We start from the raw sequence: 24,290 nt of genomic DNA, 5'->3' as shown, positions 1-24,290 counted from the left end.
TAGTTTGTATTCCAATTCGCCTTGTTTCAAAACTAGAGGTTCTTTTAGTTTTTTATCCATGTTTTCGCGATGGTATTTTGGACAACGCTCTAATTCGTATTTGATGCAATATTTGGTAGTCATTACACGAGATTTTCCTGGATCCCATTGTAATTCGAATGCTTTTTCAATTTCGGTTACACCATGACGTTCGTAAAATTTACGAGCCGTTTTATTAGCAACATTGTACATAAAATCCAATTTTGTTTCTGGATAAGGATGTGATGTTTTTACCAATTGGTGTTCTTTTCGAACATAATTTTTCAAACGAATTTCCGATAATTGTTCGTAAACGGTTCTTCGCATTTCATTGATTTTTGAAATCGGAAGAAACCAATTTCCAGAAAATTCAATCGTAATTTCGTCAGCTGTATAGGGTGTAAAACCTGTTTTTGCTAAGTTGATTTTGAAGTTTTCTGCTAAAGATTCGTTGTTTTTTGTTTGTTCTTTTGGGTGAGCCAAATTTACAGTGCTAACATTACCATCTTCATCAGTTGCGATTAATTCAAAACCAGTCTCATTTTCTTTTAATAGTAAAGTCGTGCTGATTTTTCGAACCGCACTATCTTCTCTTTCTACTAATTTGATGAAAGCGGCATCGTTATTTCTGTAAATGAAAGTACCTTCTTTGATTTCTTTCAATACGTTTGGATAAACAAATCCGTTTTCGGCACGGTTCACGTAAATTCCTTCGGCTTCGTTGTTTTCGTTGATGAAACACAATCCGTCGCCATTATTCAGTAATTCTCCGTTTTCGATTTCGTAGGCATTTCCAACTGTTTTAATCAGTTTTCCAATGTATTGTCCTTTTGATTTTGGACTTTCCCAAGAACCAATCGCTTGATGTCTTTCGTTTACAAAATAATCAGTGTAACCACGATTGAACGTTCTATCTAATGAAGAATCAAATAAATACGTGCATTTTCCAGATGAAGCTTTGGTGTATTTATCGCTGTTTTCGTTTAAGAAAGCATCTAATTTCTGACGTAAATAAGAAACGTTATTTTTTACATAAACCATGTCTTTCAAACGACCTTCGATTTTGAACGAAGCAATTCCGGCTTCCACTAAATTTGGAATTTGGTTGGAAACATCAAAATCTTTAATCGAAAGTAAGTGACTGTTCTTGATTAAAGTATCTCCATTTCCGTCAATCAAATTATAAGGTAAGCGACAGTTTTGTGCACAAGAACCACGGTTTGCCGAACGTTCGCCATTGGCAACACTCATGTAGCAATTTCCGCTAAACGAAACACACAAAGCACCTGTTACGAAGAATTCTAATTCCACATCAGAAGCTTCGCTGATTTCTTTAATTTGACTTAAATTCAATTCACGCGCTAAAACCACACGTTTGATTCCGGCATCGGCTAAGAATTTAATTTTATCGGCATCACGATTGTTGGTTTGCGTACTGGCATGCAATACGATAGGAGGTAACTCCATTTCCATAATCGCCATGTCTTGAATGATTAAAGCATCTACGCCAATATCATACAATTTCCAAATCAATTGACGACAAGGTTCTAATTCGTTATCGTATAAAATCGTATTAATAACCACAAAAACCTGAGCGTTAAACAAGTGTGCATATTTTACCAATTCGGCAATATCTTCCACAGAATTGGTAGCGTTTGAACGAGCACCATATAAAGGAGCGCCAATATAAACCGCATCGGCACCACTATTTATGGCAGCAATTCCTTGTACTAAGTTTTTTGCAGGTGCTAAAATTTCAATCTTCTTCTTCATTTCTAAATCTTTAATCTTTCGGGATTTGCCGAAAAAAAGTGTGCAAAGTTCTTATAAAAAATCCAAGATTTCTAATTCAAGTTCGCTTTTTTTGAATCTAGAGTATAAAAAAACACGAATTGGTTTAATTTAATAAATCAATTCGTGCTAATATATTTGTTTGTGATTTAAGAAACCGCTTCTTTAATTCTTCTCATCGCTTCTGTTAATAAAGCTTCGCTTGTTGCGTACGAGAAACGAATACAATTTGGATTTCCAAAAGCATCGCCTGTTACAGTAGCTACATTTGCTTCCGCTAATAAGAACATGGAGAAATCAGTTGCGTTTTTAATTTCGGTTCCTTTTACAGTTTTGCCAAAATAGTACGATACATCAGGAAAAACATAAAACGCTCCTTCTGGAACATTCAATTTGAATCCTGGGATTTCTTTTACTAATCCAACAACTAAATCTCTTCTGTTTTTAAAAGCAGTAACCATTTCGTTTAAAACGCTTGGATCCGCTTCAACAGCAGTAATCGTTGCTCTTTGTGCAATAGAATTCGCTCCCGAAGTAACTTGCCCTTGAATTTTTGTACACGCTTTTGCGATGAATTCTGGTGCTCCGATGTAACCAATTCTCCAACCTGTCATAGCGAATGCTTTCGCAACTCCATTAACAGTAATCGTTCTTTCTAACATTCCTGGAATAGATGCAATACTGCAGAATGTTCCTGAAAAGTTAATATGTTCGTAGATTTCATCAGAAACTACATATACGTGTGGATGTTTTTCTAAAACTTTAGCTAAGGCTGTTAATTCTTCACGATTGTAAACCGAACCACTTGGATTACAAGGTGAACTGAACCACATCATTTTTGTTTTTGGTGTGATGACAGCTTCTAATTGTTCTGGTGTAATTTTGAAATCGCTTTCAACAGAAGTTGGAACTTCAACAGGAACTCCGCCAGAAAGTTTGATGATTTCGTAATACGAAACCCAATATGGAGCTGGAAGAATTACTTCGTCACCTTCGTTTAACATTACTTGTGCAATGTTGTATAACGATTGTTTTGCTCCTGTAGAAACTACAATTTGTGATGGTTTGTAGTCTAAATTATTGTCTCTTTTGAATTTTTTGCAAATCGCCTCTTTCAATTCTAAGTAACCTTCTACTGGAGTATACGTACTGTAGTTTTCGTCGATAGCTTTTTTTGCAGCTTCTTTAATGAATTCAGGAGTGTTGAAATCTGGTTCTCCTAAACTAAGGCTGATAATGTCTTTTCCTTGTGCTTTTAATTCTCTTGCCAAAGCCGCCATAGCTAAGGTTTGTGAAACGGCTAAGTTGTTGATTCTGTCCGATAACGGGTTCATTGTGTGTTAGTTATTATAGTTAATACAAAAGACGCGATTCCTCGCGTCTCTCTGTTTATTATGCTAATTGTGGTTTTCTTCCTAATTCTCTCAAATGCTTGAAGTGAGACGCGATAGCCGATCGAGTAGTTTTAAACTCATGATAAGGTAAGTTACATTCCGCTGCTGTTTGTTTTACAATTTCAGCAATTTTGTTGTAGTGAATGTGACTGATATTTGGGAAAATATGGTGTTCAATTTGATGGTTTAATCCCCCAGTATAGTAATTTACAATCCAGTTTTTAGGTGCGAAGTTCGCTGTTGTAAACAATTGGTGAATTGCCCAAGTGTTTTCGATTTCTCCATTGTCATCTGGCATTGGATTTATAGTATCTTCAACTACATGAGCTAATTGGAATACTACACTCAAGATTAATCCAGCTGTATAGTGCATTACAACGAAACCTAATAAAACTTTCCACCATGTAATTCCTAAAACCATTGGTAAAACTAACCAAATAGAGAAGTAAATCGTTTTAGTGATAATTAAAGTGGTCCATTGGAAAGCTGGACTTTTAGCTTCTCCGTAAGATAATTGTCTTTTTAGATAACGTTTCATCTGTAAGAAATCAGTAGTGATTGCCCAGTTGAATGTTAATAATCCGTATAAGAAAACAGAATAATAATGTTGGAATCTGTGGTGACTGTACCATTTAGCCGTTTTAGAAAAACGTAAAATTCTTCCTGCTTCTAAATCTTCATCGTGACCAATGATATTTGTATAGGTGTGGTGTAAAACATTGTGTTGTACTTGCCAATTGTAAACATTTCCAGCTAAGATGTAGATACTTCCGCCCATTAATTTGTTTACCCAAGATTTAGTAGAATAAGCACCATGATTACCATCGTGCATTACGTTCATTCCAACTCCTGCCATTCCAATTCCAATGACTACGTTTAATAATAAATATACCCAAAATGGCATGTCCATTGCAAGTAAAAAGAAGTATGGTGTAAGGAAAAGACCAAACATCACAATAGTTTTCAAGTGCAATTTCCAGTTTCCTGTTTTGTCAATTTTATTTTCTTTGAAATAATCGTTTACTCTTTTATTTAATGTTCTGAAAAACTTCAGATTATCTTCTTTTGAGAAAACCGGGGTTGTAGTACTCATAAATTTTGTATTCAAATTTCGTCAAAGATAAATATTATAATTTTTTCATTTATGATATTCCTCATTTTTTATTCACCAAAAAGCGTATTTTTGTGTAAAATTTAACTAATGGAAGAGATTTTAAAGCAATTTCCTGATTTATCTGATAATCAAATACTTCAGTTTCAAAAATTGCAAGGGTTATATGAAGATTGGAATGCCAAAATTAATGTGATTTCACGAAAGGATATCGACGAATTATACACACGTCACGTTTTACATTCGTTAGGAATCGCAAAAATTATAGAATTTCGACCAGGATCGAGAATTATGGATGTGGGAACCGGTGGTGGTTTTCCTGGAATTCCACTAGCGATTTTATTTCCGGAAGTTGATTTTTATTTGATTGATGTTATTGCGAAAAAAATCAAAGTAGTAAATGAAGTAGCCGCTGGGTTAGGATTAAAAAATGTAAAAGCCGAACAAAAACGTGCCGAATTAGTCAAACAAGAATTCGATTTCATCGTAAGTCGTGCTGTAACCAACATGCCTGATTTTGTAAAATGGGTAGATGATAAAGTAGCAAAAAAACAAAATCACGAATTAGCCAACGGAATTTTATATTTAAAAGGTGGTGATTTAACCGAAGAATTAAAGGATTTTCCTAAAGCAACGCAATATAATTTATCGGATTTCTTTACTGATGAGTTTTTTGAAACTAAGAAAGTTGTGCATTTGCCGTTGAAGTATAAGAAGTAGTGTTTGGGTGATGGGTGTTAGGTTATGGGTGAAAGGAAAAAGCGAGCAAAAAATAACATTTTAAAGTACAACTTATTTTTAATGAAAAAACTATATTCTATATTTAAATATTTTGTGATTTCAATTATTTCGATTTGTATTATTTTGAATTTGATTCTTTGTTACAATGAAGAAAGTTTTAAGGTAATTTTTGCTTTGAGAAATCTATTTTTATACGCGTTTTTAATCAGTTATATTTTTTACAACAGAATTACATTGATAATGTTGATTGTTATTGTTGCGGTTTTTTGGTATCAATTTTTTACCGCACCGAAATTGATAGAATATTTTAGTAACCCAATAATATACTTCACAAGGCCTTTGTGGGAAGTTTTGAAGTTTTATGTAAGCAGAATGGTAGGTGATTTGGTTTTAGTTATCCCATTGTTTTTAAGTTCAATTATAACTCTTATTGAAATACCATACAGAATAAAAATAGAAGTGGAAAATAGAAAAACTAGCAACAGTTGAGTTTTTTGAAGATAATGATAAGATTCATTGCCTTAGATATACATAAAGAAACCCGATTTTCAATTGAAAATCGGGTTTCTATTTTGTACTTCGTACTTCTAAACTCGTACTTTGAACTATCCTAAAAACGGATACTTATAATCTTCTGGTGTTACGAAAGTTTCTTTAATGGTTCTAACAGAAGCCCAACGTAATAAGTTTTGTGCTGAACCTGCTTTATCGTTAGTTCCTGAACCTCTTGCTCCTCCAAATGGTTGCATTCCTACAACAGCACCTGTTGGTTTATCGTTGATGTAGAAGTTTCCTGCTGCATTTTGTAAGGCAACGGTTGCTTCTTCCACCGCATAACGACATTGGCTAAATACTGCACCTGTTAAAGCATATTCTGAAGTTTCGTCTACTAATTTCAACGTTTCAGACCATTTTGCATCTTCGTAAATATAAATGGTAACTACTGGTCCGAATAATTCCGTACACATCGTGTTGTATTTTGGATTTGTAGTTAAGATAACCGTTGGTTCAATGAAATAACCTTTTGATTTATCATAATTTCCACCCATGATTATTTCCGCATCGCTATCGTTTTTAGCTTGGTCAATGTAACGCGCTAATTTGTCAAATGAAGCTTCTGAAATTACAGCTGTAATAAAATTACTCATATCTTCTGGCGAACCCATTTTCATAGATTTCAAATCCGCTTCTAATTTCGCTTGAACAGCAGGCCATAAACTTTGTGGAATGTAAACACGTGAAGCAGCACTACATTTTTGCCCTTGGAATTCAAAAGCACCACGAGCAATTCCTACTGCAACTTGAGCTGCGTTTGCTGATGGATGTGCAATGATGAAATCTTTTCCACCTGTTTCTCCAACGATTCTTGGATATGTTTTGTAAGTAGCGATATTGTTTCCGATAGTTTTCCAAATATCATTGAAAACGCCAGTTGAACCTGTAAAGTGAACTCCAGCTAAATGTGGACTAGATAAAACTACGTCAGAAACCATTCCAGAATCACCCATTACCATATTGATAACGCCATCAGGTAAACCTGCTTCTTTGAAAACTTGCATGATTACATTGGCAGAATATACTTGTGTTGCAGCTGGTTTCCAAACTACAACATTCCCCATTAACGCAGCACTTGAAGGTAAGTTTCCAGCAATGGCAGTAAAGTTAAAAGGAGTAATTGCATATACAAATCCTTCTAATGGTCTGTATTCAACTCGGTTCCACATTTCTGATGTAGAAGCTGGTTGGTCTGCATATATTTTAGTCATGAATTCTACGTTGTAACGTAAGAAGTCAATCAACTCACAAGCCGAATCAATTTCTGCTTGGTGAATTGTTTTTGATTGTGCAATCATAGTAGCGGCATTGATTTTAGCGCGGTATGGACCTGCTAATAATTCAGCTGCTTTTAAGAAAATTCCAGCTCTGTTTTCCCAAGCCATTGCTGCCCATTTTTTACGAGCTTCTAAAGCAGAAGTAATTGCTTTTTCAACTAAAGCTCTATCTGCTTGATGATAAACACCTACAATATGTTGGTGATCATGTGGCGCTGACATTTTTTTAGTATCACCAGTTTTAATTTCTTCGCTACCTATATATAATGGAACTTCTACTTGAGAATTCCACATAGTTTTGTATGTTTCTGCAACTTTTGCTCTTTCAGGAGAACCTGGAGCGTACGATTTTACGGGTTCGTTAACCGCTTTTGGGACATTAAAAAATCCTTTTAACATGGTGTTGTATTTTGAGATTAGACAATTTTGTACTTTGATTTACGAAAATATCGTAAGCGAATACAAAAATACAAAGTATATTTTGAATTATCGATAACAAATGTTACGAAGCTGTTTTGTTCGTTATTTAGTTGATAGCAAAAGGAGCACTTAGCTTGAAAGTAGGGATAATTACTCTAAAGCTTCTAGTTGAGGTAAAGTTCACCATGTTGAAATATCCTTTCATCGCACCAATTGGTGAAGAAAGCAAGCATCCAGAAGAATAAGTATAGCTTTCGCCTGGTTTGATAACTGGTTTTTTACCAATTACACCTTCGCCATCTACCACTTCAATATTGTTTAATGCGTCGTAAATTTCCCAGTGACGTGTTGTCAATTGTACTGAATCTTTACTTTGATTTTCGATGGTAACATGGTAGGAAAAGGCAAAATGAATTTTGTAGTTCTTGAAGTAAGTTCCTTCAAAACTAGTTAAAACTGAAATCTTTATGCCTTTTGTAATTTGACTAACCATATATTAAAATAGAATTATTCCTATGAGCATCATTATTAAAGCGCAAATGCTTAAGAATAAAAAGAATAGCGGATTCAAAATTAAGAATTTTAAAACAGTTATCCAACGGCTTTGTTGATAAAAATTTCTTAAAGATTTATAAAAATAAATTGGAAATATAAATGCAAATGAAACTCCGGAAACAAAGTAAGTTAGTTCTTCACTTATTAATTCAATGAAATTGAAAATCATCATGCATAAAAAGATGAAAGTAAAAAAAGTATATGCAAAAACTAAGTGTTCGGTGTAATTTATTTTTTTTGAATAAAAAACCAGCCAAAACATGAGTGTTAGTATTGGTAAAGAAAGGAAAATAAAGAAAGGAAGTTTTTGATAAAAGTAATCGAAAAGCTCTTCGTAGATATTGTTAGATTTGAAAAGTTTAGCTTTATTACACATTGTATTGTATGTAAAGTTGTTTTCAAATCCTAATTCTTTTAATATTTGTTCATCTGATTTTTCTGGATATTTTAAGTGGAAATTTCTTAGTGAAGTTATGTAGTAAACTAATGGATCAAAATTTCGATTGATATTTTGGTCAATGAAATCTTTGGTATAAATAGAATCTTTGCTGTATTCGATTCTGTCCTTCAAAAGATTGTCTTTTATTGTTACGTTAGTATTTAGTAATTTTAAAGCTGCACTATCTTTTTTTATTTCTTCTTTCAATTGTTCTTTTGCAAGTTCTTCTCTTGCAGTGTCAGCGTCAGGCGAGTTGTCTCCTTCGGTAAAATTAAACGTGATAAATAGTATTAATGAAACACTTAAAAATAATCGAAACGGATTCGCATACGTATGTCTTTTGCCTGCATTAAATTCACGAGCTAAAACGCCTGGTTTTGTAAAAATGGAAATGATTGAATTGCGCAATCTGGAATCGTAGGCATAAAAATTGGCAAAAAATTCTTCAATAAAATCGCTTATTGTAAGTTTTTTAGTTGAATTTAATTGACCACAATGATGACAATATTTTTCGCTAATATCTAATGATGTCTCACAGTTGATGCACTGAGTTCCTCTATATTTTAGGTCTTTTCTGCTCATTTTTAATTTCTGATAACTTCGCTGTTTGTGTTTGCAATTCCAATTACTCTGTCGTATCGATCGTTATTTCCTCTGTAGTAAACAATAGCGGTGTAGTTGTTTTCGGTTTGAAAGAAATTACCATCAATAGCATTTTCATAATCAACTTTACCGAATTTATCTGTAATAATGTATTGGTAATTGGTAAATCCTTGTTTTAACAAAATAGCTTTTTCGTATAAACCAGAATTTTTATCGAATTCTAATTTATATTCATCTGTTAAAGCATAATTGTTAAACATGCCAACTACATAAATATTTTTGTCTAATAAATTAGGTGTGTTTAAAGCAAAGTAAACCCATGAATAATCGGCTTCTATTTGTGAATTTGAAGTATTTGCATTCTGAATAAAAAAGTTACCATTAATGTCAGGAAAATAGGTGTAAGGTTGGTTTTTTCGTGGTGTGTTTACATACAAATAAGTGTTGTAAATATTGTCTCCAGATGTTACTTGTGAAACGGTATTATTGGTTGCTCTAATTATTTTGTTGTCAATACTGTAAGCCTCGTTTCCGCCCCAAAATTGTGTTTCTTTGTTGTATCTGTAAATTAACTCAGAGCCCAATGTGTATTGTGGTTTAACATTTGAAATGCTGTTTTTCCAATTTCCGTTTTGAAAAAGCGTAACTTTTACGTTCTGAATCGGATTTTGTAAAACTTTGTCACCATAATTTATGGTTATTTCTATGTTTTGTTTTCCATCAAGGCTTTCGAAGTCTCTTGCTCTTCTTACTAACATTGCTACAGCAACTTGTTCTTCGTAAATTATAATTTTTCTAGAAAATACGATTTCGCCTTCATCATTTAAAATTGAGATTAAATAATTTCCACTTTTGGTGATTTGATTAAATCTGTTTGGGAAAACTTGTCTGTAATGCGAATACAATTGTAATGTATTGAAGGAGTTTTCATAAGTAATGATGCGCTGATTGTCCATTCCGTTCAAGTATTCTACTTTTCCTAAATCTGAAGGTGCAGACCAATCGTAGTTGTATTGTGTTATCGTATAATAGTAGTCGGCTTCGTCTCCGTATAAATCATCAAAACTCAATTCAAAAGTTTCACCAAGTTTAAAAAATGGAATTACATTATTTCCATTTACACGAAATGAAATTGTTTTGATATTAAATGTTGGATCTTGTTCAATTCCTGCTTGTGAGAAAATAAAACAATGAGTAAGTAGTAAAAATAGAGTTGCAATTTTATTCATTTTACAGCTATAAAAACGTAAAAATAGTAAATCTTTAGGAACAAACGTAATTACTGTTAATTTATTAGTGTTTTGTAATTTAGAATAATTATAAATAAACCTAATCTCTGTCTTTATTTTTGGTAAGGTGCTATGTATTTGATTAAATTTGCACGTTTTATAGTAAATTTTTTAACAATCATATCTTCAAAAATATGTCAAAAGACATTCGAATTAAAAAAGGTTTAGACCTTAAGTTGAAGGGTGAAGCAGCTCACAAAGTAGCTCAAGTAACTCGCTCGAAAGTCTATGCTGTTAAACCTTCTGACTTTCACGGAGTAACTCCAAAGATGGTAGTAAAAGAAGGAGATAACGTTAAAGCGGGAGAAGTAATTTTCTTTTCTAAATCAGATGAGAAAGTTAAATTCGTTGCTCCTGTAAGCGGAAAAATTCAAGAAATCAAGCGTGGTGAAAAAAGAGTCATTTTAGAGATTCTTATTGCTGCAGATTCTCAAGATGTTTTCGTTGAGCATAGCAAGAAAAATCCTAATGATTTATCAACAGAAGAAGTAAAAGCACATTTGTTAGCTTCAGGATGTTGGCCATTTATCAATCAACGTCCGTATGATGTGATTGCTAATTCAGCTGATGAACCTAAAGCTATTTTTATTTCAGCTTATGCAACTGCTCCTTTGGCTGCAGATGTTGAGTTTGTTTTAGAAAACAAATTAGAAGCTTTTCAAGTTGGTATCGATGCTTTAGCAAAATTAACATCAGGAAAAGTTCATTTATCTGTAAAAGGTAAAGGAAAATCTATTTTTAAAGATGTTAAAGGAGTTTCTTTACACCAAGTTTACGGGCCACATCCAGCAGGAAATGTTGGAGTTCAAATTGCAAAAATTTCACCTATTAATGCTGGTGAGAGAGTTTGGACAGTAACGCCACAAGATGTTGCTATTATTGGTGAATTGTTTTTAACTGGAAAGTTCAATGCTACAAGAACTGTGGCTTTGGCAGGTTCTGAAGTTAAAGATGCTCAATACTACAATGTAATTTCGGGTGCTGCTATTGCTGATTTAGTTGCTGGGAAAATTGAAGGTGATAACGTGAGAGTTATTTCTGGAGATGTTTTAACAGGTGCTAAAGTAAAAATGGATGGAAATTTAGGTTTCTTAAGCAATACAGTAACTGTAATTCCTGAAGGAAATGTTTATAGAATGTTTGGATGGATGCCATTTGCGTCGCCAAGTGTTCACAGTGCATCAAGAACGGGATTATCTTGGTTAATGCCAGGAAAAAAATATGCGCCTAACACCAATTTAAACGGTGAAGAAAGAGCTTTAGTTGTAACAGGAGAAATGGAAGCGGTTATGCCACTTGATATTTTCCCAATGCAATTATTAAAAGCTTGTTTGGCAAGTGATATCGATAAAATGGAAAGCTTAGGAATTTACGAAGTAGCTCCAGAAGATTTTGCTTTAATTGATTATACTAACACATCTAAATTAGAAGCCCAACAAATCATTCGTGAAGCTCTTGATTTAATGATTAAAGAAGTAGGATAATAGCTATGAAGTTTTTAAGAGATAAAATAGACCAAATTAAAAAGCCTTTTGAGAAAGGGCAAAAATTTGAAAAATTTGCACCTGCAATTAATGCATTAGATACATTTTTATACGTACCTAATCATACTACAAAGCATGGAGCTCATATTAGAGATGCTGTAGATTTAAAGAGAACCATGATTACTGTGGTTTTAGCTTTAATTCCAGCATTAATATTCGGAATTTACAATGCAGGTTACCAACACTTCATTCAAATTGAAGGTTCTGATATGTCATTTGCAAATTTATTTTTCCACGGATTATGGAAAGTATTACCAATGATTATTGTATCGTATGCAGTAGGATTAGGTATCGAATTTGCTTTTGCAATTTTTAGAGGTCACGAAGTTAACGAAGGATATTTAGTATCTGGTTTGTTAATTCCAATGGTTATGCCAGTTGATTTACCTTTATGGATGTTAGCTATTTCAGTAGCTTTTGCAGTTATAATTGGTAAAGAAGCTTTTGGAGGAACCGGAATGAATATTTTCAACCCTGCTTTATTAGCGCGTGCGTTTGCATTCTTTGCTTATCCTACATTTATGTCGGGAGATAAAATTTGGGTTAGCGATGCTACTACAATTGATGGTGTATCAGGTGAAACTATTTTAGGTTCATTAGCACAAGGAAAAGAAGTAGCGTATTCGACTATAGATATGTTCTTAGGATTTATTCCAGGTTCGATTGGAGAAACTTCGGTTTTAGCTATTTTAATTGGTGCATTTATTTTAATTGCAACAGGAGTAGGTAGTTGGAAAATTATGGTTTCTGGAGTAATTGGAGCAGCTTTAACAGCAATGATGTTCAATGCTGTTGGTTTAACTGCTTTAATGAACTTTGATTGGATGAATCACTTAGTAGTTGGAGGTTTTGCTTTTGGTATTGTATTCATGGCAACAGATCCAGTTTCTGCGGCTCAAACCGATAAAGGAAAAATCATCTACGGTTTATTAATAGGATTCTTTAGTATTTTAATTAGAGTTTTCAACCCAGCGTATCCAGAAGGAGTAATGTTGGCTATCTTATTAATGAACACTTTAGCGCCAACTATCGATTATTTCGTAGTTAATGGAAACATTGCTAAGAGAAAGAAAAGATTGGCTAAGTCTAAACAATTAAAATCTGCATAGTCATGAATAGAGAAAGTAACGGATATACATTTTTGTTTGCGACTGTAATGGTAGTGTTAGTAGCTTCTGCATTAGCATTTGCTGCAACAGCACTTAAGCCAGATCAAGAGGCAAACATTAAGAAAGAGAAAATGCAGTACATTCTAAAATCGTTTGGAGTAGCTGTAGAAAGAGACGCTTCTGAAGAAGCATACAAAAAACACATCATTAGTGAAGTGGTTTTTGATGAAAACGGAACAGAAATCAGTAAAGATGCTTTTACTGTTGATATCGCTAAAGAAAAAGGAAAATTCCCAATTTTCAATGCGGAGAAGGATGGTAAAAAATTCTATGTTATTCCGGTAAGAGGAATGGGATTATGGGATGCTATCTGGGGTTATGTTTCGGTTGACGAAAACCTAAAAGTAGACGGTATTGTATTTGACCATAAAGCAGAAACTCCTGGTTTAGGAGGTGAAATTACACAAGATTATTTCCAAAAAAGTTTTATTGGAGAAAGTGTTTTTGACGCTAACGGAAACTTACAAGGTTTAAAAGTAGTTAAAGGATATCAAGGTAAAGATAACAAAGCTGATGGTGAAGTTGATGCAATTTCTGGAGCTACTTTAACAGGTAATGGTGTAACCGAAATGTTAGTTAGAGGTTTAAAACCATATGAAAAATATTTAAAATCTAATAAAAAATAATCGTCATGGCAGAAAACAACAAAGAAGGATTATTTTCAAAAAGTAATATTAAGTTAATTACAAATCCATTTAATGACGATAACCCAGTAACGGTTCAGGTATTAGGTATTTGTTCAGCTTTAGCGGTAACAGTTCAAATGAAAAATGCCTTTGTAATGGCACTTTCAGTAACTGCGGTAGTAGCTTTTGGTAACGTAATTATATCATTATTAAGAAATTTAATTCCAAGTAGAATCCGTATCATTGTTCAGTTGGTTGTAGCGGCAGCTTTAGTAATCTTGGTTGACCAAGTTTTAAAGGCTTATGCTTATGATATCAGCAAACAATTATCGGTTTTCGTAGGATTAATTATTACAAACTGTATCTTAATGGGACGTTTTGAAGCTTTTGCTTTAGGAAACAAACCATGGCCTTCTTTCTTAGACGGTTTAGGAAACGGTTTAGGATATGGAATCATTTTATTGGTAGTTGCATTTTTCAGAGAATTATTTGGTTCAGGAAAATTATTCGGAATCGAAATTTTTGGAAATTCTGTTGAAAAAACAGGATTGTATGCTACAGGATATGTTAATAACGGATTCATGTTATTAGCTCCAATGGCCTTAGTTATGGTAGGTATCGTAATTTGGGTACAAAGAGGAATTAACAAGAAATTAATCGAGAAAAAATAATAGCTATGTTTGAATATATCAATATATTTTTAAAATCAGTTTTCATTGATAACATGATTTTTGCATACTTCTTAGGAATGTGTTCATTTTTGGCCGTTTCTAAAAAAGTATCAACAGCTATAGGTCTTGGAATTGCTGTAACCTTTGTACAAGTAATTACGGTTCCATTAAACTATTTAATTTATCACTATGTTTTAGGTGCTGGTGCATTAGCTTGGTTAGATCCATCATTTGCTGAATTAGATTTAAGCTTTTTAACTTTCATTTTATTCATCGCTTCTGTAGCAACAATGGTACAGTTAGTAGAAATGATTGTTGAGAAATTTTCACCTTCATTATATAACTCATTGGGTATTTTCTTACCACTTATTGCAGTAAACTGTGCTATCTTAGGAGGTTCATTATTCATGCAACAAAGAGTTGATGGTGGTGTATATTCTTCATTAGGTCACGTAGTAACTTTCGGATTTGCATCTGGATTTGGTTGGACAATTGCTATTGTTGCTATGGCAGCTATTCGTGAAAAAATGGAATATTCTAACGTATTAGCTCCTTTAAGAGGTTTAGGTATTACTTTTATCTTAACAGGTTTAATGGCTATTGGTTTCATGAGTTTTGGAGGAATTGACCTTAACGCATTAAACAAAAAACCAGAAGCAAAAGTAGCAACTCCAGCTCCAGCTGTTGTTGAAACTCCTGTAGTTGATTCAGTTCAAGTAGCTGTAGATTCTGTAAAAGTAGATTCAACTCAAGTAGTTAAATAATAGTATAACATTAAAAATTGAACTCATGTTTAGTATAACAGAATTAATTACATATTCAATTTTAGCTTTCTTAGGGCTTATTTTACTAATGGTGTTTATGCTATTATATGCAAAATCTAAATTAGTAAACTCAGGTGCTGTAAAGATTAAAATTAACGGTGAAAACGAAATCGAAGTAGGTGGAGGAAGTACACTTTTAACTACTTTAGGAAATAATAAAATCTTCTTACCATCAGCTTGTGGTGGTGGAGGTTCTTGTTTACAATGTAAATGTAAAGTATTAGATGGAGGTGGAGAACCTTTGCCAACAGAAATACCAAACTTTACTCGTAAAGAATTAGCAGAAGGATGGAGATTAGGATGTCAAGTTAAAGTAAAACAAGACATGGTAATTGAAGTTCCAGAAGAAATTTTTGGTATCAAAAAATTCGAAGCAAAAGTATATTCTAACTACAACGTAGCTTCTTTTATTAAAGAGTTTATTGTTGAGTTACCAGAAGATATGCACTACGAAGCTGGAGGTTATATCCAAATTGAAATTCCTTCTTGTGAAGTGAAATTTACAGATATCGATATCACGGCTCACCCAGTTGAACATCCAGGTGAACCTGAGAAGTTTAAAGTTGAGTGGGATAAGTTCAAATTATGGCCATTAGTTATGAAAAATAACGAATTGGTTGAAAGAGCTTACTCTATGGCTTCTTACCCTGCAGAAGGAAGAAAAATTATGTTGAACGTTCGTATTGCAACGCCTCCATTTGATAGAGCTACAAACGATTGGATGAAAGTAAACCCAGGTATTGCTTCTTCATACGTTTTCTCAAGAAAAGCAGGAGATACTGTAACTGTTTCTGGACCTTACGGAGAATTCTTCATCAACGAATCTGATGCTGAAATGTTGTATGTAGGTGGTGGAGCTGGTATGGCGCCAATGCGTTCGCACTTATACCACTTATTCCGTACAGTTAAAACGGGAAGAAAAGTTACGTATTGGTACGGAGGTCGTTCTAAGCGTGAGTTGTTCTATGTAGATCATTTTAGAGCTTTAGAGAAAGATTTCCCTAACTTCAAATTCCATATCGCTTTATCTGAACCTTTACCAGAAGATAACTGGAAAGTGAAAGATGGACCAAATGGAGAAGGTGATGGTTTCGTAGGATTTATTCATAACGTAGTTATCGATAATCACTTGAAATTACACGATTCACCAGAAGATATCGAATTCTATTTCTGTGGACCACCAATGATGAATAACGCAGTTGTAAAAATGTGTGACGATTGGGGTGTGCCAAAAGAAAATGTTCGTTTCGACGACTTCGGAGGTTAATCCAAATTTTATATATCAAAACCGATTCAGAAATGAGTCGGTTTTTTTATGTTTGAATTTGAAATTGTTTATTTTTGAATTTACTAAATAAAATAATATGTCATTTGTACAAATTAAAAAATACCTTCAAAAAAACTTATATTATGTTTTCGCATTTTCTTTTTTTATAGGGCTTTTTATTTACGGTCTTGTAATGCATTTACTAAATAAAAAATATCTTGAAGATGAGAAAACTTTGTATACTGTAGCAACTGTTTATGATTATTCAAGTCAGGGAAAAGGGGGTAGATCAGTTGAGTATAGTTTTTATTACAATAACGACTATTTTGTAGCTTCAAATGACAAAGGTGTAGCAACTGAGAAGTCTATTTATATTAAATATAGATATGAGACAGGGGAAATGCGAAAATTATTAAAAGGAAAAAATTTTTTCGTAAAATTTAGTGTAGAGAAACCAAAATATTGTCAAATCTACTTAAGCAAACCAGTGGCAGAAGATTTTCAATATGTAGAAGGGCAAACCTGGGAAACCATTCCGAAAGAAGCAGTTGCAAATGAAGATATTTATGGAAATTACAGATAAAAATTATTTTAAAAATTAATATGATCAGAGTTAAAAATAAATTTAAAGGGATTGGTTTTTTAATTTTTATTGTTTTGTTGTTTTATATAGCAGGATTTTATTACAATAAACATAATACTTGTAAATTAATTAATAATCTGCATTTTGCAACAGCAATTCCAATAGAAATAAATAAGACGAAAGGGATGAAAAGTTTAAAATGTGAGATATATTATAATGATAAAATTGAAATATGAGATATATTATAATGATAAAATTGAAATAATTGAATCGACATATTTTGATGAAGAGCCATTATTAAACAATAAATATTTTATAGCTTTTAATAAAAAAGACTTTGATTCTTTCATTGTTTTTACAAAATGTCCCGTCCCTGAAAGTATTAAAAATAATAATAATGGTTGGTCGAAATTACCTCTTATAGAATATCAATATATAGTTAAAGAATACTTTAATAAAATGACTAATCAAGGAGTTTATAAGTATTTCCTATCTTGTAATTGAAAATTTTGTATTTAAAATACTAATACCGATTCAGAAATGAGTCGGTTTTTTTATGCTTTCAAATAGAATACCTACCTTTGCATCATGGAACCATTATCACTACAAGACTTACATCATTTGGCCATGAATCACGTGGGAAAAGAACTTGAAAAACAAGGGTTTGAGTTCATTGCCATTAACAGTCAATTAAAAAAACATCCGCAATTTGTTTGTGTTGATAAACCTACGAATACCTTGCATTTTGTGATAGTTCAAGCCGTTACATATCCTGATAATCCTGCTGAATACGATGTGGTTTTCATGGAAACCTTCATCAGTCATGCCAAAGAGAAAAAAGCTAAAGTATTATATGCAGGAGTTGGTTTTGCCAATGCCGAAGATTTCGAAAAACCGATTTTAAAAAATCAAGATTATATTTTAAATTATGAAGGAATTAAAGAGATTTTGTAGTTTTCTAATTGTAGCAATTTTATTTACTTCATGTACTAAAACTACAGATTTTTATACCATTCAAGGCGAAGCACAAGGAAGTACGTATTCTATAAAATACATTTCAACGGAAGAAAAAGTAACTAAAAATCAAATAGATTCGTTGTTAACAGCTTTCGATTTATCGCTTTCTACCTATCGACCTGATTCTAAAATTTCTAAAATAAATGCTGGCGATTCAACTGTTGTTGTGGATGAATTTTTTAAAGAAACTTTTCAACTTTCCAATCAAATTTATAAAGAAACCAATGGCTTGTTCGACCCAACAATTGGTGTTTTAGTAAACGCTTATGGTTTTGGTCCCAATAAAAAACACCAAGATTTAGCTCCAAAACAAATTGATAGTTTGTTGCAATTTGTAGGTTTTAATAAGATTGCTTTAAATTCAAATAAAACCATTTCAAAAAAGTATAAAGAAACTTTTATCGATTTTAATGCAATCGCTCAAGGTTATTCGGTAGATGTTGTAGTGAATTATTTAAAATCAAAAGGAATTGAAAATGCCATTGTAGAAATTGGAGGTGAATTATTCGCACTAGGTAAAAACACGATTGATAATAAGAATTGGGTAGTAGGAATCGACGATCCATTACAAAAACCTGAAGAACGTACTTTAATTGCTAAAGTAAATTTAGAAAACTTAGGCATGGCAACTTCAGGAAATTATAGAAAAGTAATGATTGATGAAAAAACAGGTGAAAAATTTGTGCATATCATAAATCCTAAAACAGGATTAGCGCAAAAAAATAATGTATTAAGTGCAACCGTTTTATCAAAATCATCAGCTCTTTCAGATGGTTACGCAACTGCTTTTATGTTGATGAGTTTAGAGGAAAGTAAGGTGTTCTTACAAAAGCATCCAGAACTGCATGTAATGCTTCTTTACTCGGATTCTAACAATAAAATGCAGCAATTTACTACAGAAAATTTCGATTCTTTGATTATAGACTAATTCCAAATAAGAAATTAATTGTTAAAACTTGTATAATAAACTTTTGATTTTGTAGTTATAAAGATAATTTTATCCAAACAAAATCAAATTTTATGAAGAAATTTCACTTTTCCATTTCTTTATTGCTTTTGGCTCCAGCGTTTCTTTTTGCGCAGGATTTCAAGCTTGAAGATCCAATTCCGACTGATCCAAATGTAAAAATCGGAAAACTTTCAAACGGATTAACCTATTACATCCGTAAAAATGCAAAACCTGAAGACAAGGTAGATTTACGTTTAGTCGTAAATGCAGGTTCAATTCAAGAAACAGATGAACAACAAGGTTTAGCGCACTTTATGGAACACATGTGTTTCAATGGAACAAAACGATTCCCTAAAAATGAATTGGTAAATTATCTTCAAAGTATCGGAGTTAAATTCGGGCAACACTTAAATGCTTACACGAGTTTTGATGAAACGGTTTACTTTTTACCAATTCCTTCAGATGATAAAGAAAAAGTAGAAAAAGGGTTCCAAATTATCGAAGATTGGGCATTTAATACTACTTTAACTCCAGAAGAAATCGATAAAGAAAGAGGTGTTGTTTTAGAAGAATATCGATTAGGTTTAGGTGCTGACAAAAGAATGATGGGACGTTTTATGCCTAAAATGATGTACAATTCGTTATATGCAAAACGTCTTCCTATTGGTCAAAAAGAAATTTTAGAAAACTTCACGTATGATAAATTAACGAGTTTTTATAAAGATTGGTATCGCCCAAATTTAATGGCTGTAATTGTTGTTGGAGATATCGATGTTGCCGAAATGGAGCAGAAAATTATCGCTCATTTTGGAAAATATAAAAATCCGAAGAAGCAAAAAGAAAGAAAATTTTATGATGTTCCAAATCACAAAGAAACTTTCGTAGCTGTAGAATCTGATAAAGAAGCAGCATTTGCTCAAGTACAATTGTTGTATAAAGATTATGCAGAGCCTAAGAAAGTTACAACTCTTGGTGATTTTAAAGAATATCTTGCCAAAGGACTTTTTTCTACGATGTTAAATAACAGATTAGAAGAGTTACAAAACAGTCCAAATCCACCTTTTAATTTTGGATATACGTATCATGGTGGTACCTGGGCAAGAACTAAAGAGGCATTTCAATCTTTTGCAATGGTAGCTCAGGACAAGCAATTAGAAGCTTTAAAAGTGTTAGTAAAAGAGAATGAAAGAGTAAAACAATTTGGGTTTACCCAAGGCGAGTTAGATAGAGCAAAAGCTGAATTCTTATCTCAAATTGAGAGACAGTATAACGAAAGAGAGAAAAGTGAATCTGAAAATTTCGTATCAGAATATCAAGCAAATTTCTTAGAAAAAGAACCAATTCCAAGTATCGAATGGACGTTTGATGTCTTTAAAAAGATGTTGCCAACCATTTCTGTTGAAGATACAAATGGTTTAATTGCTAAATATTTGAAAGAAGATAATAGAGTAGTTATTTTAACTGGACCAGAAAAAGATGGTTTAGTAAAACCAACAGAACAAGAAGTTTTAAATTCATTAACCGTAAACAAAAATGAATTAACTGCTTACACGGAAACAAAAGTTTCGGAAAGTTTATTGAGAAATCCAGTTAAAGAAGGAAGCGTAGTTTCAAAAGAAAGTAATGCTAAATTAGGAACTACTACTTTAAAACTTTCAAACGGAGCAACAGTTGTTTACAAGAAAACCGATTTTAAAAACGATCAAGTAATGTTTGAAGCGGTTAGTTTTGGTGGTTCAAATTTATTTTCAAATGATGAAATGGCTAAAGTTTCATTAGCAATGGGTGGTTTGTCTGAAGCAGGTTTTTCAGGAATGTCTAAAAATGATATCAATAAATTCATGACAGGAAAAATCGCAAGAGTAAATCCGTATGTTAGTGGAGTTTATGAAGGGTTAAATGGTTCTTCTACTCCAAAAGATTTAGAGTATTTATTTCAAATGACGTATGCTTATTTCACTGATTTGAATTTAGATAAAGATGCTTTTGCTGGTTTTATTACGAAACAAAAAGGGTTTATGGCAAACATGATGTCGCAACCGGCAACTTATTTTTCGAATGAATTTTACACGTATTTGAATAAAGAAAATCCAAGATATAAAGGTTTTCCAAAAGAAGAAGATTTTGATAAAGCAGATTACGAATTAGCGTATAAAAAATACAAAGAGCGTTTTGCAAATGCAGCTGATTTTAATTTTTACTTTGTTGGGAATTTTGATGAAGCGCAAATGGAAGCTTTTGCAGCGAAATATATCGCATCATTACCTTCTGATAAAAATATCAAAGAAAGTGCTAAAGATTTAGGTTACAGAATGCTTAAAGGTTCGCACAAAAAAGTAGTAAACAAAGGAAAAGATCCAAAAAGTACAGTTAACATCATGATTTATGGTGATACAAAATACGATGCTAAAGAAGCATTTGCTTTCAAAGCATTAGGTGAAGTATTAACCATTAAATTAGTAGAAGAATTAAGAGAAAACGAAAGTGGTGTGTATGGAGTAGGAGCAAGAGGAAGTATGAATAAAGTGCCTTACGGAAGTTATAATTTCTCAATTTCTTTCCCATGCGGACCAGAAAATGCAGAAAAACTTACTGAATCTGCTTTAAGAGAATTAAACAAAATGGTTACAAATGGTCCAGAACAAAAAGATTTGGATAAATTTAAAGAAGCGTCAAGATTAGAATACAAAGAAAGTTTGAAAGATAACAGATATTGGATGGCAGTTTTAAAACGTCAATATACAGAAGGAGTAAATCCAGAAGAAGTATTTGATTTTGAAGCTAAATTGAATGCTTTAACCGTTAAAGAACTTCAAGATGTAGCTAAGAAATATTTAGCTAAAGATAAAGTAATTGGTATGTTAATGCCAGAAGAATAAATAGGTTTTTATTAAATTCAAAATCCCGCAATTGTAATGATTGCGGGATTTTTTTATTTATAAAAAGTATAGATTTTTTTGTCATGCTGAATTCATTTCAGCATCTAAGCAAAGTTTATTTATAACAAACCGGAATAATTTCCCCTTTTGCTAAACAATATTTTTCTACTAATTCAGGAGCAATTGTTTTGGTATAATCTACTTCGTCAACCTTAAAACCAATGCTTCTTAGTTTGTCAAAGTAATCTCTTCCATAAACTCTAACGTGGTCATATTGTCCAAAGATTTTTGCGCGTTCTTTTTCATCGGTAATCGAATCATCAGAAAAAGTAACTTCACGAGATAAATCTTGAGGAATTTGAAAGATTCCCATTCCGCCAGGTTTTAAAACACGATATAATTCTTGCATGGCTTTTGTATCATCTGGGATATGTTCCAAAACGTGATTACATAAAATAATATCATACGAATTATCTTCAAAAGGCAAATTACAAATATCCGCTTTTACATCTGCCAAAGGCGAAAATAAATCGGTAGTAGTGTAATCTAAATTCGATTGTTTTTTAAAACGTTTGTAAAATTCTTGCTCAGGTGCAAAGTGTAATACTTTTTTTGGAGCGGTAAAAAAATCGGTTTCGTTTTTTAAATACAACCACAATAAGCGATGTCTTTCTAAAGAAAGTGTACTTGGTGATAAAACGTTATTACGTTGTGTTCCATATCCATAAGGTAAAAACATACGAAAGCTTTTTCCATCAATTGGATCTGTAAAGCGACTTCCTTTCAATAAAAAAGCTAAAATTGGACGGATCACAATACTTAAACGAATTAATATCGGACGAGGAATGGTATTTAATATAAGTTTAAAAAGTTTTTTCATTACATTGAAGTTATGATATATATTATACCGAAGAATATAGAAAATGCAATTATTATTACGAGGTATAATGCAGCAAAAAGTAGTAAATATTTTACGCCTGAAATAAGACTTTGTTTTATGTTTTGTTCATAAAGCTTTTTAAAAGCATAAAGTGTGAATAGTATAAATAATAATAGGAATAGAATAGAATATGTTCCAAAACTCATACCTATAATATTGACTAAAACAACTTGTAATACTAATGATATGAACCCTAAGTTTGTTTGTAAGTAACTATTAAATACCAAATGTTCGAAAAAATTATGACCTCTTTTGTTAAAAATAATATAACTCGTTAGCGCATATATTGGAATTAAAAGCAATACAAAAAAGTTGTAATAACTCATTAAGGTTTCCATAAAACCTTTCATGTCTATTTTTGGAACATTGCCTGATGAATTTGTAGAATTGTAACCTTTTGTAAATCCTTCCGAATAATCAAAAATAATATCCAAAGGGAAAAATTTATAGAAAAAAACGGCAATCGTTGCATATAAAATTATATACGAAAAAGGTTGAAAATATTTTTTTCTGGCACCAGAAATATAAGCTTCAAGAACATCTTTTGGATTAGTGAATAAGCCAATAAAAGTTCTCCAAAAATTATTATCCCAACTAAAAAAAGGACCAACAAATTCTTCCCAAGTTCCTTTTAATGAAAGTCTGTCATCAACTATTTTAGCGCCACAATTTGAACAATATTGTGCGGTGTTTTCATAAGGATTATTACAAGTTTTACAATTCATACATTAAATGAGTTAAATTATAGGACCAAAGGTTTTTGTCTCAATCCATCTTCTTCATTACTCACAATTCCTAAAGCATCATAAATGTAGGCAAAAGTAGATAGCAACTCAGGTTTTCCGTCAACAATTGCTACATCGTGTTCAAAGTGTGCACTTGGTTTTCCGTCGGCGGTTGTGATTGTCCAGCCGTCTTTATGTTGTTTGATGTTTTTGGTTCCTTGATTAATCATTGGTTCGATTGCAATCACCATTCCATTGACTAATTTTTTTCCACGACCGCGTTTCCCGTAATTAGGAACTTCTGGATCTTCGTGCATTTTTCTACCTAATCCATGTCCGCATAATTCACGAACTACGCCATATCCGTGTTTTTCACAATATTGCTGAATTGCATATCCAATGTCTTCTACACGATTGCCCACTTTAGTTTCACGAATTCCCACATAAAGCGATTCCTTAGTAACTTGTAAAAGCTTTTTTGTTTCTGGAGCTACTTCACCTACTTCAAAAGTATAGGCATGATCACCGTAAAAACCATTTTTGAAAGCACCACAATCTACCGAAATAATATCGCCATCTTGTAACGGAACATTATTTGGAATACCATGAACTACTTGCGTATTTGGACTCATACAAAGCGAGTTTGGAAAGCCATACATGCCTAAAAATGCAGGTTCCGCTCCGTGCGAACGAAGAAAATCTTCTGCCAATTTATCTAAATACAAAGTAGTTACGCCAGGTTTAATTTCCTTAGCAATCATTCCTAATGTTTTCGAAACAATTAAAGCACTTTCGCGCATCAATTCGATTTCTTCAAGGGTTTTAATTACAATCATAATGCAAAATTTCGAAACAAAAATACAAATTCAAGTTCAATTATAAGTTCAATTTCAAAATTCAATT

The 24,290-nt window shown here is 32.5% G+C and carries 21 protein-coding genes; 11 read left to right on the top strand and 10 right to left on the bottom strand.

Going from position 1 to position 24,290, the window contains the following annotated elements; genetic code table 11:
- The 3 genes from L6Q46_RS03440 to L6Q46_RS03430 form a co-directional block, all read right to left on the bottom strand.
- The coding region (locus L6Q46_RS03440; RefSeq protein WP_291283125.1) for a U32 family peptidase at positions 1–1,791 on the bottom strand (1,791 nt) is incomplete at its 3' end.
- A 167-nt stretch (positions 1,792–1,958) separates the two neighbouring features.
- Positions 1,959–3,143 (bottom strand): pyridoxal phosphate-dependent aminotransferase, encoded by a 1,185-nt coding sequence (locus tag L6Q46_RS03435; RefSeq protein WP_291283124.1) that lies wholly within the window; start codon positions 3,141–3,143, stop codon positions 1,959–1,961.
- A gap of 58 nt (positions 3,144–3,201) precedes the next feature.
- Positions 3,202–4,296: an acyl-CoA desaturase gene (locus L6Q46_RS03430; RefSeq protein ID WP_291283123.1), complete on the bottom strand. Its 1,095-nt coding sequence runs from the start codon at positions 4,294–4,296 to the stop codon at positions 3,202–3,204.
- Between the two features lie 108 nt (positions 4,297–4,404).
- On the opposite strand from L6Q46_RS03430, the gene rsmG reads away from it, so the two are divergent.
- The gene (gene rsmG, locus L6Q46_RS03425; protein WP_291283122.1) at positions 4,405–5,034 is read left to right on the top strand and encodes a 16S rRNA (guanine(527)-N(7))-methyltransferase RsmG; all 630 of its coding nucleotides are present in this window, start codon (positions 4,405–4,407) and stop codon (positions 5,032–5,034) included.
- A 626-nt stretch (positions 5,035–5,660) separates the two neighbouring features.
- On the opposite strand, the gene pruA is transcribed toward rsmG, so the two are convergent.
- The 4 genes from pruA to L6Q46_RS03405 form a co-directional block, all read right to left on the bottom strand.
- A complete protein-coding gene (gene pruA, locus L6Q46_RS03420) occupies positions 5,661–7,286 on the bottom strand; it encodes an L-glutamate gamma-semialdehyde dehydrogenase (protein WP_291283121.1) in 1,626 nt (541 codons plus the stop codon).
- Between the two features lie 127 nt (positions 7,287–7,413).
- Positions 7,414–7,800: a Co2+/Mg2+ efflux protein ApaG gene (gene apaG, locus L6Q46_RS03415; RefSeq protein WP_291283120.1), complete on the bottom strand. Its 387-nt coding sequence runs from the start codon at positions 7,798–7,800 to the stop codon at positions 7,414–7,416.
- 3 nt (positions 7,801–7,803) lie between these two features.
- A complete protein-coding gene (locus L6Q46_RS03410; RefSeq protein WP_291283119.1) occupies positions 7,804–8,883 on the bottom strand; it encodes a DUF3667 domain-containing protein in 1,080 nt (359 codons plus the stop codon).
- 2 nt (positions 8,884–8,885) lie between these two features.
- Entirely contained in the window at positions 8,886–10,133 is a 1,248-nt protein-coding gene (locus tag L6Q46_RS03405; protein ID WP_291283118.1) for a type IX secretion system plug protein domain-containing protein, read from the bottom strand.
- A gap of 194 nt (positions 10,134–10,327) precedes the next feature.
- Between L6Q46_RS03405 and L6Q46_RS03400 the strand changes: the two genes are divergently transcribed.
- From L6Q46_RS03400 to L6Q46_RS03355, 10 genes are all read left to right on the top strand, one after another.
- Positions 10,328–11,677, top strand: coding sequence for a Na(+)-translocating NADH-quinone reductase subunit A (locus L6Q46_RS03400; protein WP_291283117.1), 1,350 nt, complete (start codon positions 10,328–10,330; stop codon positions 11,675–11,677).
- A 5-nt stretch (positions 11,678–11,682) separates the two neighbouring features.
- Positions 11,683–12,846 (top strand): NADH:ubiquinone reductase (Na(+)-transporting) subunit B, encoded by a 1,164-nt coding sequence (locus L6Q46_RS03395; RefSeq protein WP_291283116.1) that lies wholly within the window; start codon positions 11,683–11,685, stop codon positions 12,844–12,846.
- Positions 12,847–12,848: 2 nt separating this feature from the next.
- On the top strand, positions 12,849–13,532 hold the full coding sequence (gene nqrC, locus L6Q46_RS03390) for an NADH:ubiquinone reductase (Na(+)-transporting) subunit C (protein ID WP_291283115.1): 684 nt from the start codon (positions 12,849–12,851) through the stop codon (positions 13,530–13,532).
- Positions 13,533–13,537: 5 nt separating this feature from the next.
- Entirely contained in the window at positions 13,538–14,203 is a 666-nt protein-coding gene (locus L6Q46_RS03385; RefSeq protein WP_291283114.1) for an NADH:ubiquinone reductase (Na(+)-transporting) subunit D, read from the top strand.
- Between the two features lie 5 nt (positions 14,204–14,208).
- Complete coding sequence (gene nqrE, locus L6Q46_RS03380; RefSeq protein WP_291283113.1) at positions 14,209–14,967, top strand: NADH:ubiquinone reductase (Na(+)-transporting) subunit E; 759 nt, start codon at positions 14,209–14,211, stop codon at positions 14,965–14,967.
- 25 nt (positions 14,968–14,992) lie between these two features.
- The gene (nqrF, locus tag L6Q46_RS03375) at positions 14,993–16,294 is read left to right on the top strand and encodes an NADH:ubiquinone reductase (Na(+)-transporting) subunit F (RefSeq protein WP_291283112.1); all 1,302 of its coding nucleotides are present in this window, start codon (positions 14,993–14,995) and stop codon (positions 16,292–16,294) included.
- A 97-nt stretch (positions 16,295–16,391) separates the two neighbouring features.
- Positions 16,392–16,877, top strand: a complete 486-nt coding sequence (locus L6Q46_RS03370; protein ID WP_291283111.1) for a hypothetical protein — start codon at positions 16,392–16,394, stop codon at positions 16,875–16,877.
- 588 nt (positions 16,878–17,465) lie between these two features.
- Complete coding sequence (locus L6Q46_RS03365; protein ID WP_363315837.1) at positions 17,466–17,831, top strand: Na(+)-translocating NADH-quinone reductase subunit F; 366 nt, start codon at positions 17,466–17,468, stop codon at positions 17,829–17,831.
- Entirely contained in the window at positions 17,806–18,822 is a 1,017-nt protein-coding gene (locus L6Q46_RS03360) for an FAD:protein FMN transferase (protein WP_291283110.1), read from the top strand. The genes L6Q46_RS03365 and L6Q46_RS03360 overlap by 26 nt, the downstream gene beginning before the upstream one ends.
- Positions 18,823–18,914: 92 nt before the next feature.
- A complete protein-coding gene (locus L6Q46_RS03355) occupies positions 18,915–21,722 on the top strand; it encodes an insulinase family protein (RefSeq protein WP_291283109.1) in 2,808 nt (935 codons plus the stop codon).
- Between the two features lie 115 nt (positions 21,723–21,837).
- On the opposite strand, the gene L6Q46_RS03350 is transcribed toward L6Q46_RS03355, so the two are convergent.
- Genes L6Q46_RS03350 through map form a run of 3 tightly spaced genes read right to left on the bottom strand, consistent with a single transcriptional unit; the run spans position 21,838 to position 24,223 of the window.
- A complete protein-coding gene (locus L6Q46_RS03350; RefSeq protein ID WP_291283108.1) occupies positions 21,838–22,602 on the bottom strand; it encodes a class I SAM-dependent methyltransferase in 765 nt (254 codons plus the stop codon).
- Positions 22,602–23,387 (bottom strand): DUF3667 domain-containing protein, encoded by a 786-nt coding sequence (locus tag L6Q46_RS03345; RefSeq protein ID WP_291283107.1) that lies wholly within the window; start codon positions 23,385–23,387, stop codon positions 22,602–22,604. The genes L6Q46_RS03350 and L6Q46_RS03345 overlap by 1 nt, the downstream gene beginning before the upstream one ends.
- Positions 23,388–23,404: 17 nt before the next feature.
- Positions 23,405–24,223, bottom strand: coding sequence for a type I methionyl aminopeptidase (map, locus tag L6Q46_RS03340; protein WP_291283106.1), 819 nt, complete (start codon positions 24,221–24,223; stop codon positions 23,405–23,407).
- Between the last annotated feature and the right edge of the window lie 67 nt (positions 24,224–24,290).

It is taken from the genome of Flavobacterium sp., from assembly GCF_023151265.1.
Classification (GTDB): Bacteria; Bacteroidota; Bacteroidia; order Flavobacteriales; family Flavobacteriaceae; genus Flavobacterium.
The sequence above is the reverse complement of the archived record's forward strand: the minus strand, read 5'-3'. Positions and strand labels throughout refer to the sequence as shown.